Raw genomic sequence first — 487 nt, 5'->3', positions numbered from 1 at the left:
CCTCAGGCTCGACGACGCGCAGCTCGAGCTCGGCAAGCTGGCGATTCGCGAGTGCGCGGGCGTGCTGCCCGACCGCACGCCGTCCGCGTTCTCCCCCGACGATGCGCCCCCGCCCGGCACCCACCTTCCCGCCCACGCCCGCCACCCGCTCGTCGTGCTGGCCTCTCCCGTCCCCCCCCCCGGCATACCGCACGCCGCCCCCCCGCCCCGCGCTCACACCTTCCCCCGCCACGGCCCCGTCCACCCCCGAACCTCCCCCCCCACCACCCACCTCACCCCCCCCCCGCTCCCGCCCAGCGCCCCGCTCTCCGCCCCCATCACATCCGCCCGCCCCCTCCGCCTCAGCCCTCGCCTGTCCTCTCCTTCCTTCACGGCCGTCACTCGCCCCCGCGCTCCCCTGGCTCCATTTACCCCTTCCTCCTCTCCCCCGTACGCTCCCACTCCCGCCCTCCCCTTCCTCACCTCCTCCACCCATCCTGCCTCACCC

Annotated in this window: 1 protein-coding gene; it reads left to right on the top strand. The window is 76.0% G+C overall.

From position 1 onward, the window contains the following. On the top strand, positions 1 to 487 hold a 487-nt coding region (tssK, locus tag A6V37_RS43155; protein WP_167361439.1), incomplete at both ends, for a type VI secretion system baseplate subunit TssK.

This window comes from Paraburkholderia ginsengiterrae (assembly GCF_001645125.1).
Taxonomy (GTDB): domain Bacteria; phylum Pseudomonadota; class Gammaproteobacteria; order Burkholderiales; family Burkholderiaceae; genus Paraburkholderia; species Paraburkholderia ginsengiterrae.
The sequence above is the reverse complement of the archived record's forward strand: the minus strand, read 5'-3'. Positions and strand labels throughout refer to the sequence as shown.